This is a genomic window from Variovorax sp. LjRoot84, from assembly GCF_964254305.1.
GTDB lineage: Bacteria > Pseudomonadota > Gammaproteobacteria > Burkholderiales > Burkholderiaceae_C > Variovorax.
The window spans coordinates 6,133,770-6,149,612 of sequence record NZ_CAXUTE020000001.1 but is presented as its reverse complement, the minus strand read 5'-3'; the positions used below and the strand labels follow the sequence as shown (position 1 = coordinate 6,149,612).

Below are 15,843 nucleotides of genomic sequence, written 5' to 3'. Positions count from 1 at the left end.
GCGCGGCGCGCACTGAATGGACATCAGGATTCGCACCCTGCGGCGCGGCGAGATGCCCGTCGTCATCGAATTCGCGGCGCGCGAAGGCTGGAACCCCGGGCTGCATGACGCCGACCCCTTCCACGCGGCGGACCCCGGCGGCTTCCTGGTCGCGGAGCATCAGGGGCAGGCGGTAGGCTGCATCGGCGCCGTCTCCTATGCGGGGCGCTTCGGCTTCATCGGCCTGTACATCGTGGCGCCGGACTGGCGCGGGCGCGGCATCGGGCGCCGGCTCTGGGCCAAAGGCATGGCGCGACTGGCGGGCCATGTGGTCGGGCTCGACGGCGTGCCGGCGCAACAGGACAACTATCGCAAGAGCGGCTTCTCCCTGGCATGGCAGAACATCCGCTTTGCCGGTACGGCCCGGCGCAGCGGGCGCACCGGCGACGCGCCGATCGTGCCGCTTCGCGACGTCGACTTCGCGGCGCTTTGCGCCGACGAGCGCCGCATCTTTCCCGCGCCGCGCGAGGCCTTTCTGCGCGCCTGGATCGCGATGCCGGAGGCGACGGGTCTGGCCTGGATGGATCAGGGCCGGCTCGCCGGCTGGGGCCTGATCCGGCGCTGCCGCGAGGGCCACAAGATCGGCCCGCTGGTGGCGGACCGCCCGGAGGTAGCGAGTACTCTCTACGCCGCGCTGTGCGACAGCGTCCCCGAAGGCGACCCCGTCTACCTCGACGTTCCCATGCCTAACGCCGACGCATTGGCGCTGGCGCGGGCGCTGGGCTTGCGCAGCGTGTTCGAGACCGCGCGCATGTACGCGGGCACGGCACCGGCCTGCGAACTTCAGCGCCTCTACGGCATCACGAGCTTCGAGCTGGGCTGAACAATGCGGCCTCGGCGCGACCGATGCCGGGAAACTCGACGACCACGGCCTCCCCGCGCGCGACCGGCAGCACGCCGACCCAGGAACCGGTCGTGACCACGGTGCCGGCCGGCACGACGGCGCCGTTGCGCGTCGCATGCCGCAGCCAGGTCGGCAGCAGCCAGGCCGGGTCGCCCAGCGGATGCGTGCCGGTGCGCAGCACGGGCTCGCGCGAACCGATGCGCGTCTCGCAGCGCTGCGAGGCCCAGTCGCGCGCGGCATAGGGCACCCATGCGCCCAGCACCAGCGCGCCGTGCGACTGCTGGTCGGCGAGGCGCAACCAGGCCGACGCAAGCGCCGCGTCTTTCCAGCGCGAATCGACGATCTCGATGGAGACGGCCATGGCATCGACCAGCTTGCCGGCGGTCTCCGGCGTCAGTGCGGCGGCCTGCGCCGGCGTCACGCTTTGGCCCAGCCGCAGCGCGATCTCGGCCTCGATGCCCGGTGCGTTGAAGCGGACGTCGCCGAAGTCCGCGGGGCTCGCCCGCACGCCGGCCGGCGGCAGCGGCGCATGGGTCAGCACCGCCTCGCGCGACGGGCCGCCGGACTTCCAGTGCTTGGGTACGGGCGTGCCTTCGAACCATCCCATCGCTGCCGCCACGCGCTCCTGCACCCGGTAGGCCTCTGCCGCGTCGCCCACCTTGTCTTGCCATGCGGCGGCGTCGAGCGCGCGGCCCTCGCGCCAGGCCGAGGCCAGCGCCTGCGTCACGTCCGTCATGCGTCGACCTTCACCTTGCCGTCCTTGACGACCTTGGCCCACTTCGTGATTTCGCTGGCGATGAATTGCCTGAACTTCTCGCGCGAGCCGCCGCCGTCCTCGGCGCCGTAGGTGTCGAGCCGTTCCTGCACGTCGGGCATCGCGAGCACCGTGTTGACGTCGCGGTTGATCTTGTCGGCAATGCCGGCCGGCAGCTTGCCGGGGCCCGCGAGGCCGTACCAGGTGGTGGCCTCGAAGCCGTCGAAGCCCTGCTCCTGCATCGTCGGTATGGCCGGGTGGCCCTTGGCGCGCTTCATGCGGGTCTGCGCCACGCCGATCACCTTGCCGCTCTTCACGTGCGGCGTGGCCGCGGTCATGGTCTCGAAGCTGTACTGGATCTGGCTGCCCATGAGGTCGGCCAGGAGCGGCCCGCTGCCCTTGTAGGGCACGTGCAGCGCATCGACCTTGGCCTGCAGCTTGAACATCTCCAGCGCCAGGTGCTGCGCCGAGCCGGCGCCGGCCGAGCCGAAGCTCACCTTGCCGGGCTCCGCGGCGCACAAGGCCACGATGTCCTTCACCGTCACCGCCTTCTGCGTCGGGCTCGCGATCAGCAGGTTGGGCGTCACGCCGACCAGCACGATGGGCACGAAGTCGCGCTCCACGCTGTAGCGCAGCTTGGGCTGCAGGCTGGGCGCGAGCGCGTGGCTATTGATGTGCGCCATCAAGAGCGTGCTGCCGTCGCTCGGCTGCGTCGACACGTACTCGGCCGCGAGCACACCCGCCACGCCGCCCTTGTTCTCGACGATCACCGACTGGTTCCACATCGTCGACAGCTTCTGCGCCACCACGCGCGCCAGCGCATCGGTGCCGCCGCCCGGCGGAAAGCCGACCACGATGCGCACCGGCCCGTTGGGCCATTCCTGCGCGAACACGCGCGGCACGCCGAGCGTGACTGCCGCCGCCGCGCCCGCGGCCTGGATGAGGGAACGTCGTTGCATGAGTCGCGGTCTCCTTGTTGGTGAATGAATGGGCTCAGGCGGCCTTCTGCAGTGCCGCCGGCGCCGCGTGGCTCGCGAAGTGGTCCATCGTGGCCTGCGCGCCGCTCGCTGCGAGCTTCACGCCCGAGAGCTTGAGCCCCATCTCGACGCCGGCCACCATCGCGACCAGCGTGAGGTCGTTGCTGTCGCCCAGGTGGCCCATGCGGAACATGCGGCCCTTGAGCTTGCCGAGGCCGGTGCCGAGCGAGAGATCGAAGCGCTGGTGAATGAGGCGCCGCACCGCATCCGCATCGACGCCCTCGGGCGTGATCACGCCGGTCAGTACCGGCGAGTAGACGGCCGGGTCGGCGCACTGGATCGGCAGGCCCCAGGCCTCGACCGCGGCGCGCACGCCGGCGGCCCAGCGCTGATGCCGCGCGAACACCTTGTCCAGGCCCTCGCCGAGCAGCATGTCCAGCGATTCGGCCAGGCCGTAGAGCAGGTTGGTGTTGGGCGTGTAGGGCCAGTAGCCGTCCTTGTTCATCTCGACGATCTCGTCCCAGGCCCAGAAGGCGCGCGGCAGCTTCGCGCTCTTCGATGCTTCCAGCGCGCGCGGCGAGAGCGCGTTGAAGCTGATGCCCGGCGGCAGCATCAGGCCCTTCTGCGAGCCGCTGATGGTCACGTCCACGCCCCACTCGTCGTGGCGCAAGTCGGCGCTCGCGAGGCCCGAGATGCTGTCCACCATCAAGAGCGCCGGATGGCCTGCCGCATCGATGGCCTTGCGGACCGCGGCGATGTCGGAGGTGACGCCGGTCGAGGTCTCGTTGTGCACCACGCACACGGCTTTGATCTTCTTCTCCGTGTCCTTGGCGAGGCGCGCCTCGATCAGGTCGGCCTGCACGCCGCGGCGCCAGCTCGGCGCATGCGGCAGCTGCTCGTCGCTGCCCGACCAGGCCAGGAACTCGGTCGACAGGCCCAGGCGCTGGGCCATCTTCTGCCACAGCGCGGCGAAGTGGCCGGTTTCATACATCAGCACGTGGTCGCCGGGGCTCAGCGTGTTGGCAAGCGCCGCTTCCCAGGCGCCGGTGCCCGAGGACGGGTAGATGACGACCGGATGCTTCGTCTTGAAGATCTTCTTGATGCCCGCCAGCACCTGCAGCCCGAGGGCGCCGAACTCGGGGCCGCGGTGGTCGATGGTGGGCAGGCTCATGGCCCGCAGGATGCGGTCCGGCACCGGGCTCGGGCCGGGGATCTGCAGGAAGTGCCTGCCGGTGGGATGGAAGTCGAGTTGAAGCATTCGGGACCGTCCTTTCTTTTTCAGTTTTGCATGCAAAATTCGATATGTCGTGCTCGTTAACCCCTAGTCTCCTCGATTGAGCGGGCCAATATTTGCATTCAAAATGCATTCCATGGCGGAAATCATTGAAATCTCGCGCCTCGCGCTGCACGACCAGGTGGCCTCGCGCTTGCGCACCATGCTGGTCGAAGGCCAGATCGCACCCGGCGCCAAGCTCAACGAGCGCGAGCTCAGCGCGCAGCTGCGCGTCTCGCGCACGCCGCTGCGCGAGGCCATCAAGCTGCTGGCGGCCGAAGGCCTGGTGGACCTGCTGCCGAACCGCGGCGCGGTGGCCGTCAAGCTCACCGAGGCGGACGTGGTCAACACCTTCGAGCTGCTCGCCGCGCTCGAAGGCATGTCGGGCGAACTCGCGGCCCAGCGCATCACCGACGAGGAGCTCGCCGAGCTGCGCGCGCTGCACTACGAAATGATGGCCTGCTTCGCGCGCCGCGATCTCTCGGGCTACTACCGCATCAACGCGCGCATCCACACCGCGATCAACGACGCGGCCAGGAACCCCGTGCTCGCGAGCACCTACCGCTCGATCAATGCCCGCGTGCAGTCGCTGCGCTTTCGCACCAACCAGAACGAGGCCAAGTGGAAGAGCGCGGTGGCCGAGCACGAGCGCATGGTCGAGGCCCTGGCCGCACACGACGCGGCCGCGATGCGCACACTGATGATCGAGCATCTCAACCGCAAGCGCGACACCGTGCTGGAGCTGCTGCGCGCCGGCGAGATCTATCCCGCCAAGGCCCAGGCGGCCAAGAGCTGAATCGACGAGAACCCATGCGCATCGAGCCCGCGAGCCATCTCCAGCCAGCCGGTACCGTCCTGCCGCCCAACGAAACCTGCGAAGCGCTGGCACGGCGCCTCGCCGCCGAGACCGAGGGCGAGGTGCTGTTCGACGCCGCCTCGCGCGGCCGCTATGCGACCGACGCTTCGATCTACCAGATCATGCCGGCCGGCGTGCTGGTGCCGAAGACCGAGCGCGACATCGCGACCGCCATCGACATCGCGCGCGACCTCAATGTGCCGGTGCTCGCGCGCGGCGGCGGCACCAGCCAGTGCGGCCAGACCACGGGCGCGGCGCTCGTCATCGACAACAGCAAGCATTTCCGGCGCGTGCTCGATCTCGACGTCGAGGCGCGCCGCGCCACGGTGGAGCCGGGCATCGTGCTCGACCACCTCAACGCGCGGCTCAAGCCGCACGGGCTCTGGTTCCCGGTCGACGTGTCGACCAGCGCGCAGGCCACGCTCGGCGGCATGGCCGGCAACAACTCCTGCGGCTCGCGCTCCATCGCCTACGGCAACATGGTCCACAACGTGGCGGGCGCTAGCGCCTGGCTGTCCGACGGCGAGCTGGTCGACTTCGGCCCGGTCTCGGAGCTCGGCGCGCGCGCGTCCGGCATCGCGCTGCACGTGCAGCAGCTCGCCAGGCAGCACCGACACGAGATCGCCGAGCGCTGGCCCAAGGTGATGCGGCGCGTCGCCGGCTACAACCTCGACATCTTCGACAACCAGAGCGAGAAGCCCTACACCGCCGACGGCAGCGTCAACCTCGCGCACCTGCTGATCGGCGCCGAGGGCACGCTGGCCTACACGCGCAGCCTGACGCTGAAGCTCGCCGAGTTGCCGCGCGCCAAGGTGCTCGGCATCGTCAACTTCCCGAGCTTCCATGCGGCGATGGACGCGGCGCAGCACATCGTGAAGCTGGGGCCGACGGCGGTCGAGCTGGTCGACCGCACGATGATCGAGCTGAGCCTCGCCAACCCCGCGTTCAAGTCCACCGTCGAAACCGCGCTGATCGGCCGGCCCGCGGCCATCCTGCTGGTCGAGTTCTCGGGCAGCGAGAAGGCCTGGCTGCTGCCCAAGCTGAAGGACCTGGCCGACCTCATGGGCGACCTCGGCCTGCGCGGCAGCGTGGTCCAGATGCCCGACGACGCGGTGCAGAAGAACCTGTGGGAAGTGCGCAAGGCCGGCCTCAACATCATGATGAGCCTCAAGGGCGACGGCAAGCCGGTGAGCTTCATCGAGGACTGCGCGGTGCCGCTCGAGCACCTGGCCGAGTACACCGATGGCCTCACCGCCGTGTTCGCCAAGCACGGCACCCGCGGCACCTGGTACGCGCACGCGTCGGTCGGCACGCTGCACGTGCGCCCGATCCTCGACATGCGCACCGACGGCGCCGCGAAGATGCGCGCCATTGCCGAAGAGGCGAGCGAGCTGGTGCGCAAGTACAAGGGCGCCTTCAGCGGCGAGCATGGCGACGGCCTGTGCCGCGGCGAATGGATCGAATGGCAGTTCGGCCCCGCGATCAACGAGGCCTTCCGCGCCATCAAGAACAAGCTGGACCCGCTCAACCTCTTCAACCCCGGCAAGATCATCGATGCGCCGAAGATGGACGACGGTGCCCTGTTCCGCTTCGCGCCGCCGTCGGCGCCGAGGCCCTACAAGCGCATCCCGCTCGTGCCCGTGCTCGACTGGTCAGCCTGGAACGTGCAGGCCGACCCGGTGACCGAGGAGACCACCGCGCCCGGCACCGGCGGCGACGTCAGCGGCGGCTTCGCCAAGGCCGTCGAGATGTGCAACAACAACGGCCACTGCCGCAAGTTCGACGCCGGCACCATGTGCCCGAGCTACCGCGTGACGCGCGACGAGAAGCACCTCACGCGCGGCCGCGCCAACACCTTGCGCCTCGCGGTCTCCGGGCAGCTCGGCCCCGAGGCCTTCACCAGCGAGGCCATGTACGAAACCATGGACCTCTGCGTCGGCTGCAAGGGCTGCAAGCGCGACTGCCCGACCGGCGTCGACATGGCGAAGATGAAGATCGAGTTCCTGGCCCACTACAAGAAGAAGCACGGCCACACGCTCAAGGACCGGCTGATCGCCCGGCTGCCCGACTACGCGCACGCCGCGAGCCGCTTTCCCTGGCTCATGAACCTGCGCAACAGCGTGCCGGGCGCGGCCTGGCTCGGCGAGCGGCTACTGGGCCTCTCGGCCAAGCGCTCGCTGCCCGCATGGCGCAGCGACACCTTCTGGCGCGCCGGCGATGCCTCGATGTTCGTGAATCGCGACATGGCCATCGCCGCCGCCTGTGTGGGACGCAAGGTCGCGGTGCTTTTCGTCGACACCTTCAACGGCACCTTCGAAAGCGAGAACGCATTCGCTGCGGCGCGCGTGCTCAAGGCCGCGGGCTACATGCTGCACACGGTCGAGAAGGACGGCGGCCACCACTGCTGCGGCCGCACCTACCTCGCCAATGGCATGGTGGACGAAGCCAAGGCCCGCGCCGGCGCGCTCGTCGATGCGCTGCTGCCGCTGGCCGAGGCCGGCATCGCGATCGTGGGCCTCGAGCCTTCGTGTCTGCTGACGCTGCGCGACGAAACGCTGGTGATGGGCCTGGGCGCGAAGGCCGAGACGGTCGCGAAAGAAGCGCTGCTGTTCGAGGAGTTCATCGCGCGCGAAGCCAAGGCCGGCCGCTTCAAGCTGGGGCTCAAGCCTGCCGGCAAGCCGATCCTGCTGCACGGCCACTGCCACCAGAAAGCCTTCGGCGCGGTGAGCCCGATCCTCGATGTGCTGCGGCTCATTCCCGACGCAAAACCGGAGTTGATCGAAAGCTCCTGCTGCGGCATGGCCGGCAGCTTCGGCTACGAAGCCTCGCACTACGAGGTGTCGATGCAGATGGCCGAGGCCAGCCTGCTGCCGGCAGTGCGCAAGAACCCCGACGCGATCATCGTCGCCGACGGCACCAGCTGCCGGCACCAGATCGCCGACGGTGCGCAGCGCGAAGCGGTGCACGTGGCGCGGCTGCTCGACGCGCTGAGGGGCTGACCCGACGGCTTAGCGGACGGTCGACATGACCGTGGCACGGCACCTGGGTTGTTCACGCGGCGCCAGCAGGACGCAGTTGTCCAGCGCGCGTCGCTGCATGTCGCTCAGCCTTGGCCGCTCCACGGGGCGTGGACCATACCGATAGTCCGGCTCGTAATAGACCGGCGGTGGCGGTCCGTAGTACCTCGGCGCCGGACGGTAATAAACGGGCGGCGGCGGCTCGTAGTAAGTGGGGGGCGCTGGTTGATAGTAGACCGGCGGCGGGCTCGAGTAGACGGGTTCCGGCTCGTAGTAAGTCGGGGCGTCGATCCCGATGGACCAGCTCACCTCGGCATGGGCCGCAGCGGAAGCCGAGAGGGCGGCGGCCACCACGGCGGTTGACAAGGCGCCTTTGACAAATGCACAGCGATTGAAGCTCACGGGATTCTCCGAAAGAAGGGCGAAAGCGCCTGCGGCAGTCCCAAACGCTCCATCCGCAGGCTTCGTGGACACGATGATGCTCCTGCAACCGCTGTTCGAGCGGCGTCAGCGCGTGCCCTGAAGGGACGTCGTCGAAGCCTGCGGGCTCAGTAAGTAACCTCCGCGCTGCGCGCTGCGGTATTCGCCTTGGGAACGGCCCGGCGGCTCATGGCCCATTGCACGGCGAGGATGCTGACCGGCACCGCGACCAGCCCCACGAGCGACAGCCCGCGCATCGCCTGGCCCAGCAAGGCCCAGCCGAGGATCACTGCCGTGAGCGGGCTCAGCAGCCCGAGCGAGGACACCGCCACCGGCGAGAGGCGCGCGATGCCGCGGAACCACAGCGCATAGGCCAGCAGCGCGCCGACGATCGAGAGATAGGCATAGGCCGCGACTTGCGTGCCGGTCAGCTGCGGGAGCGGCGGATCGATGGCCCAGGTCATGGGCAAGAGAATCAGCCCGCCCAGCAGCAACTGCCAGCCGGTGAGCGCCAGCACCGGCATCGCGGGCTGCCAGCGCCGCGTCAGGTAGGTGCCGGCGGCCATGCAGGCGGCGCCGGCCAGGGCCGCGGCGATGCCGACCGGATCCCACACCGAACCCGGCGACAGCAGCAGCGCCGCCATGCCGGCGATGCCCAGCACCGCGGCGCCGACCGCCAGCTGCGGCGGCCGGCGCTGGTCGAGCGCCCAGGCAAGGCCCATCACCAAGAGCGGCTGGATCGCACCGACCACCGCGGCCAGTCCGCCGGGCAGCCGGTAGGCCGCGACGAAGAGCAGCGCCTGGAAGAAGCCGATGTTCAACGCCGACAGCACGATCAGTCGGCCCCATTCGCCGCGCGCCGGCAGGCGCCGGCAGTACAGCGCCAGCAGCAGGCCGGCCGGCAGTGCGCGCAGCAGGGCCGCGGTGAAGGGCCGGTCGGGCGGCAGCAGCTCGGTCGCGACGATGTAGGTCGAGCCCCAGATGGCGGGGGCGAAAGCGGTCAGGAGGACGTCGGTCCAGGCGATCGAGCCTTGTGTGTTGCGCATCGCATTTATCTCTACGTCAAGATAAATGGAGCCTAGCAGATAATCTTGACTTCAAGATAAATGGGGGCTTGCCGATGGGTGCGAGAAAGCGGCCGGCGGATGCGGTGGACGCGATCCTCGATCAGTGGCGCCGCGAGCGCCCGGACCTCGACGTGGGCGCGATGGGCACCATCGGCCGCATCAAGCGCTGCGCGGCGCTGCTGCAGCGCGAACTGGACCGATGCTTCTCGGACTTCGGCATGACGCGCTGGGAGTTCGACGTGCTGGCCACGCTGCGGCGCTCCGGCGCGCCCTACTGCCTGGCGCCGACCGCCCTCTTCTCGTCATTGATGATCAGCTCGGGCACCATGACACACCGCCTCAAGGGGCTGGAGTCGCGCGGCCTCGTGAAGCGCGTGGCCAACCGCGAAGACGCGCGCAGCATGCTGGTGCAGCTCACGCCCGCCGGCCTGAAGCTGATCGATCGGGCGGTGGGCGCGCATGTCGAGAACGAGCAGCGGCTGCTCGCCTCGATCAAATCCGCAGACCTCGCCGCACTCGATGCGCGGCTGGCCTTGCTGCTGGCCGCGCTGGAGCCTCGGGAGTGATCGATGCTGCTCGATGACACACTGCGTGCCCTGATCGCCGGCCGGCTTGGCGGCTTCGAGCGGCGGGCGCTGAGCGCCCCCGGCTCGAAGCGTGCGGCCGTGGCGTTGGCGCTCGTCGAGGAAGGCTTCGGCGCAGCGCTGCCGGGGCTTCGCACACCTGCGGCGTGGAGTCAGGACGCCGCCGTGCTCCTGACCCGACGCCCGTCCCACATGCGCAACCACCCGGGGCAATGGGCGCTGCCGGGCGGCAGCATCGACGGCGCCGAGTCGCCAGAAGAGGCCGCGCTGCGCGAACTGCACGAAGAAGTCGGCCTTGAGCTCGACGAGGGCGCGATCCTCGGCCGCCTCGACGATTTCGTGACCCGCTCCGGCTTCGCGATCACGCCGGTCGTCGTCTGGGCAGGCGCCGCACGCGCGCTGGTGCCGAGCGAAGCCGAGGTCGCCAGCATCCATCGCATTCCCCTCACCGAGTTCATGCGCGCGGATGCGCCCCTGCTCGATCCCATCGAGGACAGCGAGCACCCGGTGCTGCGCATGCCGGTCGGAGACACCTGGATCGCGGCGCCGACGGCGGCCTTCCTCTATCAGTTCCGCGAGCTGTGCATCGCCGGGCGCACCGTGCGCGTCGCGCATTTCGAGCAGCCCTTGTTTGCGCGCAAGTAGGGGCTGCGCAGCGATGGACGAATGCAGGCGCACCGCCCACAATCGACCGATGAACAAACGACACTTCCTTGGCACCGCCACGCTCGCCGGGCTGTTGCCTGCGATTCACGCATCGGCTGCGGAGCCGACCCGCAAGAGTCCGGGTCTGTTGACCGTCAGCGGAGCGATAGCCAAGTCCAACCGAGGCCCCGTCGATCCGGCGCTCGACCAATTGATGGCGAAGCACGGCGTCAAGTTCGACAAGGCCTATGTGTTCGACTCCGAGGCATTGCGCCGCCTGCCGGTCGTTCGAATCAAACCGACGCTCGAGTACGACGCCAAGGCGCATTCGCTCGCGGGCCCGCTGTTGACCAGCGTGGTGGAGGCGGCGGGTGTGGCCGGCGACGCGATGCTGGCCCTTCGTGCGGTGGACGGCTACGTCGTACCGCTGCGCATGGCCGACGCGCGCAGCTATCGGATGATCGTTGCCACCGAGATCGACGGCGCTCCGCTCGCGCTGGGAGGGCTGGGCCCGCAGTGGGCGATCTATGAGGCCGATACGCTCGCCGCGTTCAAGGACAAGCCGCTCAAGGAACGATACGCCCTCTGCCCCTGGGGGCTCTACAGCATAGAGGTCACGCGCGGTTGATTGTTGGCGAAGGAGCGTGGGCTTCGGTGTCGCCCGTGGAGAAAAGAAGCGTACTCAATGCAAGAGCAAAGCATGCGAGCAGCGCGGGCCAGCCAAAGGCAAGGACCAATGCCACCGTCGCAAGGGGGCTGAAAAGGAGGGCGGCAGATCGCATACGTGTCTCCGAATTTGATTCCTACTGACAGACCCGTCGCGTCAATTCGAGTGGCGGGCCTTGCCTGGGGCCTCAATGTAGGCGTGAAGGCTAACGTGGACATGAGCGCTGCGCCCTTGTTTGAGGAGGACAGAACGCTTGTCTTCGTGCTGCTTCAGGCATGACAAAACGCTTACCTAGGTGCTCGCTGCCTTCGGCGAGCGGCCGGCACCACGCGCGGGCCGCTAGGCCGCGTGTTCCTTGCGCAGCACCCTGGCGGCCTCGACCATCGCCCGCAGCTTGCCAATGGCCGCGTCGCGCGGCAGGTACTTCATGCCGCAGTCGGGCGCGAGGATCACGTTCTCGGGTTTCACGTAGGGCAGCGCGCGCTGGATGCGCTCGACGATGGTGTCGACCGATTCGACCTCGGGCGTCGAGAGGTCGATGCAGCCCACCATCACGCGCTTGCCGTCCAGCGCGGCCAGGGCCGAGCAGTCCAGGTGCGACTGCGCGGTCTCGATCGACACCTGCTTGCAGCTGCACTGCGCGAGCTCGGGCAAGAAGGAATAGCCGCTCGGCCGCTCGTGGATGATGGCCGCGTAGCCGAAGCAGATGTGCACCGCGGTCGTGCCGGTGATGCCGTCGAGCGCGCGGTTCAGCGCGTTCAAGCCGTACTGGCGCGCCTTCTCGGGCCGCGCCTGCATGTAGGGCTCGTCGATCTGCACCACATCGGCGCCGGCGGCGAAGAGATCGCGGATCTCGGCGTTGACGGCCTCGGCATAGTCCATCGCCGCCTCTTCCTCGCTGCCGTAGAAGTCGTTCTGCGCCTGCTGCAGCATCGTGAACGGCCCGGGCACGGTGATCTTCACCTGGCGGTCGGTGTGGGCGCGCAGGAACTTCAGGTCGTCGACCTCCACCGCATGCCGGCGGCGGATGCGGCCGACGATGCGCGGCACCGGGTTCGGATGGCCCGAGCGGTCCAGCGCCGTGCCCGGGTTGTCGAGGTCGATGCCGTCGAGCGCAGTCGCGAAGCGGTTCGAATAGCTCTCGCGCCGGATCTCGCCGTCGCTCACGATGTCGAGGCCCGCCTCTTCCTGCGCGCGGATCGCCATCAGCGTGGCGTCGTTCTGCGCCTCCTCCAGGTACTGCGGCGGAATGCGCCACAGCTCGCGCGCCCGCACCCGCGGCGGAAAGCGGCCCGCCAGCTTGGCGCGGTCGATCAGCCACTCGGGCTGCGGGAAACTGCCGACGATGGTGGTGGGGAACAGCATGGGTTTCTCCAGTTGAAAGTGGTTCAAACGCCCAGGTAGGCACGCTGGATCTCGGGCCGCGCCAGCAGCTCGTCGGGCACGCCCTCGGCCACGATGCGGCCTTCCTCGAGCACGTAGGCGCGCTGCGAGACCTCCATCGCCATCGCGACGTTCTGCTCCACCAGCAGCACCGACATGCCGTCCGCATTGATGCGCCGGATCGCGGCGAACATGTCGCCCACGATGCGCGGCGACAGGCCGAGCGAGGGCTCGTCGAGCAAGAGTAGCCGCGGCCGCGCCATCAGCGCGCGCGCGATCGCGACCATCTGCTGCTGTCCGCCCGAGAGCTCGCCCGCCGGACTGGCGAGCTTCTCGCGGATCACCGGGAACAGCTCGATCACCTGCGCCAGCGTCTCCTGCCGCTTCGCCTTGGCATGCGGCAGGTAGCTGCCGAGCTCCAGGTTCTCCTGCACGCTCATGCCGGTGAAGAGGCGCCGGCCCTCGGGCACCAGCGCGATGCCGGCCTCGCAGAAGCGGTGCGCGGGCAGCTGCGTGATGTCCTGCCCGTTGAGCATGATGTGTCCGCTGCGCGCACGCAGCATGCCGGCGATGGCGTTGATCAGCGTGGTCTTGCCCGCGCCGTTCGGCCCCACCACGCACAGCAGCTCGCCGGGCCGCACCTCGAGCGACACGCCCCACAGCGCCTGCGCCGCGCCGTAGGCCACTTGCAGATCGCGTACCTCAAGCATGGGCGGCCTTTCCCAGGTAGGCGGTCATCACCTCGGGCCGCTGCATCACGTCGGTGGCCGCGCCTTCGGCCAGCAGCTCGCCGTGGTTGAAGACCACGATTCGGTCGGTCAGCGCCATCACCGCGCGCATCACGTGCTCGACGAAGACGATGGTGGAGCCCTGCTCGCGGATGCGCCGGATCAGCGCCACCGCGCCGTCGATCTCGTGCGGCGTCAGGCCGCACAGCACTTCGTCGAGCAGCACCAGCCGCGGCCGCGAGGCGAGCGCGCGGGCGAGTTCGAGGAACTTGCGCTGGTGCAGGTTGAGGTCGTCGGGCCGGGCATGTGCCTTGTCCTGGAGGCCGGTGAATTCCAGCCAGGTCCGCGCCTGCTTCGCGGCCGCCGTCGGGTCGCGCACCGCGCCGCCGAACATGGTCGCGATCGCCACGTTCTGCAGCACATTCAGGTGGCCGAAGGGCCGCGGGATCTGGTAGGTGCGCGCGATGCCGCTGCCCGCGATGCGGTGTGCCGGCAGCCCGTTCATGCAGCGGCCCTCGAACCAGATCGCGCCGCCGGTGGGCGCGTAGTGGCCGCTGACGACGTTGATGAAAGTCGACTTGCCCGAACCGTTGGGCCCCAGCAGGCCGAGGATCTCGCCGCGTCGCACGTCGACGTCGACGCCGCCGAGCGCGCGCACGCCCTTGAAGGCCTTGCTCAAGCCCTGCACGCGCAGCAGCACGTCGCCCTGCGCGACCGCGGTTGAAGTGCGGACCGGCACCTCGGCCGCTGCAGGCAAGGCCGGCTTCGCGGCTGGTGCGCGCCGCAAAGTGCGTCCCAAGATGCGCCGCACGCGTTCCAGGATGCCCTCGGGCATGAACAGGATCGCCGCGATCAGGATGATGCCGATCAGCGCCTTGCCGGCCACTGCATGGTCGGCGGCCGTGAAGCTGTAGAGCAGCCCGGTGATCGCGACCGCGCCGATTGCCGGCCCGGCCCAGTGGCGCGTGCCGCCGAGCACGCTCATCAGCACCACCGTCAGCGGCACCGTGATCGTGAACACCTCGCCCGCCGTCACGTACGAGAGGAACAGCGCGTGGATGCCGCCCGCCACGCCGGCCAGCGCGCACGAGACGGCCAGCGCCATCAGCTTGTAGCGGTAGGTCGGCACGCCCATCACCTCGGCCGCGTCCTCGTCGTCGTGGATCGCGAACAGGCCGGCGCCGAACTTCGACACCTGGATGCCCCACGCGATCAGCAGCGTGCCGATCGCTGCAGCAAGCGCGAGCAGGTAGAAGGTCGACGACGGCGTCGGCCCGATCTTCGGCACCGGCACCGCCGCGAGCGAGACGCCGTTGCCGCCGTCCAGCGGCGTGTTGACCACGATGGTGCCGATCACGAAGGTGATCGCCAGCGTGAGCAGCGCGAACAGCTCGCCGCGCACGCCCTTGACGCGGAACACCACCGCACCCAGCGCCACGCCCAGCACCGCGGCCACCAGCGCGGCCGCCGGCAGCGTCCACAGAAAGGGCCAGTCGTAGCGCGCCATCAGGTTGGCGCTGGTGTAGATGCCGGCGCCGAAGAAGGCACCGTGCCCGAAGGAGAAGTAACCCGAGTAGCCCGACAGGATGTTCCACGAGGTCGCGAGCACGATCCAGTGCAGCATCAGGTAGAGCAGCGAGTCGTAGAAGGCCGGCAGGCCGAGCTGCGGCACGAAGGCCAGCGCCACGCCCGCGGCGAGGATGATCAGTGGAGTGCGTTTCATCAGCCTGTCTTCCCCGGCCTGAAGATCAGGATCACGATCAGCAAGGTGAACGAGACGATCGGCGCCCACGAGGGCGCGGTCACCGCCATCGTGATGGCCTCGCTCACGCCGATCAGCGTGCCCGCGACCAGCGGCCCGAGCGCGCTGCCCAGCCCACCGAGCATCACGGCCGCGAACACCACGCCGACCCACGCGTACATCTGCGAAGGCGCGAGCGTGAAGCTCAATGCCAGGCACACGCCGGCCACGCTGGCCAGCGCGGCGCAGGTGCCGGCCAGCACCAGCCCCAGCGCCTTCTGGTTGACGCCGAAAGCGGCGGCCACCGGCGCGTCCTGCGCGGCGGCGCGCATTGCGCGGCCCAGGTCGGTGAAGCGCAGCACCGCCCACACCGCGAAAGCCAGGCTCACGGCCAGCACCAGCGTGATGAGTTCGGGCACCGGCACGAAGAGCCCGCCGATCCTGAACTTCTCTTCGCCGTAACTCGATTCGAGCTTGCGGAAGTCGGCGGTCCAGATCGACTGGATCACGCTCTCGGCGATGCCGGTGAGCCCGAAGGTCAGCAAGAGCGAATTGAAGGGCGTGACCTTGAAGCGCACCATCACCCAGTGCAGGCCGGCGCCGAGCGCGAAGAAGAAGGGCACGATGACGGCGAGCGTCAGCAGCGGGTCCATGCCCATCGTCGCCATCTGGTAGCAGAGGTAGGCGGCGAGGAAGGCAAAGGCGAAGTGCGCGAGGTTGATGAGCCGCAGCAGGCCCCAGCTCAGGCTGAGGCCCAGGCCCATCAGTCCGTACAGCGCGCCGACGAAGATGCCCGAGAGGATGGACTGGGACAGCAGCGAGATGCTGGGCAGCGTGAAGCCCGACAT

The 15,843-nt window shown here is 69.1% G+C and carries 15 protein-coding genes; 6 read left to right on the top strand and 9 right to left on the bottom strand.

Going from position 1 to position 15,843, the window contains the following annotated elements:
• The first annotated feature begins 16 nt into the window (after window positions 1-16).
• On the top strand, window positions 17-862 hold the full coding sequence (locus tag ACSQ9I_RS30325; protein WP_436315651.1) for a GNAT family N-acetyltransferase: 846 nt from the start codon (window positions 17-19) through the stop codon (window positions 860-862).
• Here ACSQ9I_RS30325 and ACSQ9I_RS30320 read toward each other — a convergent pair.
• From ACSQ9I_RS30320 to ACSQ9I_RS30310, 3 genes are read right to left on the bottom strand one after another with little or no spacing between them, the layout of a single operon-like run.
• A complete protein-coding gene (locus tag ACSQ9I_RS30320; RefSeq protein ID WP_436315650.1) occupies window positions 840-1,619 on the bottom strand; it encodes a fumarylacetoacetate hydrolase family protein in 780 nt (259 codons plus the stop codon). The genes ACSQ9I_RS30325 and ACSQ9I_RS30320 overlap by 23 nt on opposite strands.
• Window positions 1,616-2,596, bottom strand: coding sequence for a Bug family tripartite tricarboxylate transporter substrate binding protein (locus ACSQ9I_RS30315; protein ID WP_436294143.1), 981 nt, complete (start codon window positions 2,594-2,596; stop codon window positions 1,616-1,618). Before ACSQ9I_RS30315 ends, ACSQ9I_RS30320 begins: the two co-directional genes overlap by 4 nt.
• 34 nt (window positions 2,597-2,630) lie before the next feature.
• A complete protein-coding gene (locus ACSQ9I_RS30310) occupies window positions 2,631-3,872 on the bottom strand; it encodes a pyridoxal-phosphate-dependent aminotransferase family protein (protein ID WP_436315649.1) in 1,242 nt (413 codons plus the stop codon).
• A gap of 112 nt (window positions 3,873-3,984) precedes the next feature.
• On the opposite strand from ACSQ9I_RS30310, the gene ACSQ9I_RS30305 reads away from it, so the two are divergent.
• Both ACSQ9I_RS30305 and ACSQ9I_RS30300 read left to right on the top strand, forming a co-directional pair.
• Complete coding sequence (locus ACSQ9I_RS30305) at window positions 3,985-4,683, top strand: GntR family transcriptional regulator (RefSeq protein ID WP_436315648.1); 699 nt, start codon at window positions 3,985-3,987, stop codon at window positions 4,681-4,683.
• A 14-nt stretch (window positions 4,684-4,697) separates the two neighbouring features.
• Window positions 4,698-7,742: an FAD-binding and (Fe-S)-binding domain-containing protein gene (locus ACSQ9I_RS30300; RefSeq protein ID WP_436315647.1), complete on the top strand. Its 3,045-nt coding sequence runs from the start codon at window positions 4,698-4,700 to the stop codon at window positions 7,740-7,742.
• 9 nt (window positions 7,743-7,751) lie between these two features.
• Here ACSQ9I_RS30300 and ACSQ9I_RS30295 read toward each other — a convergent pair whose 3' ends face one another.
• Together ACSQ9I_RS30295 and ACSQ9I_RS30290 are read right to left on the bottom strand one after the other, a co-directional pair.
• Window positions 7,752-8,126, bottom strand: a complete 375-nt coding sequence (locus ACSQ9I_RS30295; protein ID WP_436315857.1) for a hypothetical protein — start codon at window positions 8,124-8,126, stop codon at window positions 7,752-7,754.
• Between the two features lie 182 nt (window positions 8,127-8,308).
• Window positions 8,309-9,226 carry an EamA family transporter gene (locus tag ACSQ9I_RS30290; RefSeq protein ID WP_436315646.1) on the bottom strand — a complete coding sequence of 306 codons (918 nt, stop codon included), beginning with the start codon at window positions 9,224-9,226 and terminating at the stop codon, window positions 8,309-8,311.
• A 74-nt stretch (window positions 9,227-9,300) separates the two neighbouring features.
• Between ACSQ9I_RS30290 and ACSQ9I_RS30285 the strand changes: the two genes are divergently transcribed.
• The 3 genes from ACSQ9I_RS30285 to ACSQ9I_RS30275 are packed head-to-tail and all read left to right on the top strand — an operon-like array spanning window position 9,301 to window position 11,104.
• A complete protein-coding gene (locus ACSQ9I_RS30285; RefSeq protein WP_436315645.1) occupies window positions 9,301-9,813 on the top strand; it encodes a MarR family winged helix-turn-helix transcriptional regulator in 513 nt (170 codons plus the stop codon).
• A gap of 3 nt (window positions 9,814-9,816) precedes the next feature.
• Window positions 9,817-10,476, top strand: coding sequence for an NUDIX hydrolase (locus ACSQ9I_RS30280; protein WP_436315644.1), 660 nt, complete (start codon window positions 9,817-9,819; stop codon window positions 10,474-10,476).
• Window positions 10,477-10,525: 49 nt separating this feature from the next.
• Complete coding sequence (locus tag ACSQ9I_RS30275; protein ID WP_436315643.1) at window positions 10,526-11,104, top strand: molybdopterin-dependent oxidoreductase; 579 nt, start codon at window positions 10,526-10,528, stop codon at window positions 11,102-11,104.
• A 378-nt stretch (window positions 11,105-11,482) separates the two neighbouring features.
• Here ACSQ9I_RS30275 and ACSQ9I_RS30270 read toward each other — a convergent pair whose 3' ends face one another.
• From ACSQ9I_RS30270 to ACSQ9I_RS30255, 4 genes are read right to left on the bottom strand one after another with little or no spacing between them, the layout of a single operon-like run.
• Window positions 11,483-12,508: a uroporphyrinogen decarboxylase family protein gene (locus ACSQ9I_RS30270; RefSeq protein ID WP_436315642.1), complete on the bottom strand. Its 1,026-nt coding sequence runs from the start codon at window positions 12,506-12,508 to the stop codon at window positions 11,483-11,485.
• Between the two features lie 23 nt (window positions 12,509-12,531).
• Window positions 12,532-13,236, bottom strand: a complete 705-nt coding sequence (locus tag ACSQ9I_RS30265) for an ABC transporter ATP-binding protein (protein ID WP_436294152.1) — start codon at window positions 13,234-13,236, stop codon at window positions 12,532-12,534.
• Window positions 13,229-14,977, bottom strand: coding sequence for a branched-chain amino acid ABC transporter ATP-binding protein/permease (locus ACSQ9I_RS30260; protein WP_436315641.1), 1,749 nt, complete (start codon window positions 14,975-14,977; stop codon window positions 13,229-13,231). The genes ACSQ9I_RS30265 and ACSQ9I_RS30260 overlap by 8 nt, the downstream gene beginning before the upstream one ends.
• Window positions 14,977-15,843 carry a branched-chain amino acid ABC transporter permease gene (locus ACSQ9I_RS30255; RefSeq protein WP_436315640.1) on the bottom strand — a complete coding sequence of 289 codons (867 nt, stop codon included), beginning with the start codon at window positions 15,841-15,843 and terminating at the stop codon, window positions 14,977-14,979. Before ACSQ9I_RS30255 ends, ACSQ9I_RS30260 begins: the two co-directional genes overlap by 1 nt.